This window comes from Nesterenkonia sp. LB17 (assembly GCF_022565915.1).
GTDB lineage: Bacteria > Actinomycetota > Actinomycetes > Actinomycetales > Micrococcaceae > Nesterenkonia.
This window is the reverse complement of record NZ_JAJOYX010000010.1, coordinates 1-1,453: the sequence shown is the minus strand read 5'-3', so window position 1 is coordinate 1,453 and position 1,453 is coordinate 1. Positions and strand designations below refer to the sequence as shown.

Here is a 1,453-nt window from a genome sequence, read left to right as displayed (position 1 = left end):
CCTGCGGGTTCTAGTGGTGGTTGCAACAGCCTGAGATTCAGGAGTTGCAAGTGCCTTCACCACATCACCCCCGACCCCGGACCGGACAGGGATACCCGGCCTGGTTCAAAGACCAGGTCCTGGATGAACTGAACCGGAATCCGAACCTCTCCGAAGTCGCCAGAGAAGCCGGTGTCAGCCGCGAGATGCTGCGCCTGTGGGCCAAGGCGGCCGGGATAGATCGCAGCCACGCCCGGCACGGCCCGAGGCATCCAGGCAAGAACGAGTTCCACCGGCAGCGACTCCACGGCGCCTCCATTGCGAGGGCCGCAGTCGCTGCCGGTGCCTCGGAGTCCGCTGCTCGGAGATGGGATCGTGAATACACCACCGGCCCGCAACGCTCTAGAAGCATGAGCAGAGTCGCTGATGATCCCGTCCCCGATGAGCAGACCGCAGCCCGGTTCCTTTCACTGACAGAGCGCGAACGGATCCAGGATCTGCTCAACCATGGGTGTTCTGCCGCGCAGATCGCCCGTGAGCTGGGCCGGGCCCGGTCCACGATCACCCGGGAACTGGCTCGGCACCGTGGTCGCGATCACCGTTACCTGCCCTACGGGGCGCACCGGGTGGCTTCCGAACGCAGAGCCCGCCCGAAGGTTCCCAAACTCGCCGCCGAGACCAGGCTGCGCCGGTGGGTGGCTCAGAAGCTGGCGCTGCGTTGGTCTCCTGTGCAGATCAGTAAGAGACTGGTGGAGGATTTCCCCCAGGATCAGGAGATGCGGGTGAGCCACGAAACGATCTATCAGGCCCTGTATTTCCAGGCCCGCGGTGGACTGAAACGAGAAGTGCAGGCCGCGTTGCGCACCGGCCGGGCCCGACGCCGGCCCCAGGGGGAGCAGCGTCGACCCCGGATCCTCGGGGAAGAGATGATCATGATCTCGCAACGGCCCGCCCAGATCGAGGACCGGGCGGTGCCTGGCCATTGGGAGGGTGACCTGATCATGGGGGCTTCAAATCGTTCCGCGATTGCGACCCTGGTGGAGCGCAGCACCCGGTTCACGATGCTCTGCCACCTGCCCCAGGGTCATGCTGCGAGCCCGGTTGCAGACGCCCTGACCGAGAGGATGAAGTCTCTGCCAGGGCATCTGCGCGGTTCCCTGACCTGGGACCAGGGCTCTGAGATGGCGGCTCATCAGCGGATCAGTATGGCTTCAGACCTTGCGATCTTTTTCTGTGACCCGGCTTCGCCGTGGCAGCGCGGGACCAATGAGAACACCAACGGGCTGCTGCGCCAGTTCTTCCCGAAAGGCACTGATCTCTCGGTGCACGGGGCTGAAGACCTCGAACACGTGGCATATCTCCTCAATGGACGCCCGAGGAAGACCCTGGACTGGCGGACCCCAGCAGAAGCGATGAGAGACTTACTCACCACCAGTTGAAACCGCTGTTGTTGCAACGACCGCTGGAATCCGCC

The 1,453-nt window shown here is 64.1% G+C and carries 2 protein-coding genes; one reads left to right on the top strand and one right to left on the bottom strand.

All coding sequences use genetic code 11. The annotated features are described in order from the left end of the window. Window positions 1-56: 56 nt before the first annotated feature. The gene (locus LTH96_RS13085; RefSeq protein ID WP_255728174.1) at window positions 57-287 is read right to left on the bottom strand and encodes a hypothetical protein; all 231 of its coding nucleotides are present in this window, start codon (window positions 285-287) and stop codon (window positions 57-59) included. Between the two features lie 102 nt (window positions 288-389). On the opposite strand from LTH96_RS13085, the gene LTH96_RS12865 reads away from it, so the two are divergent. Next, the gene (locus tag LTH96_RS12865; protein WP_370644451.1) at window positions 390-1,418 is read left to right on the top strand and encodes an IS30 family transposase; all 1,029 of its coding nucleotides are present in this window, start codon (window positions 390-392) and stop codon (window positions 1,416-1,418) included. Window positions 1,419-1,453: the final 35 nt, after the last annotated feature.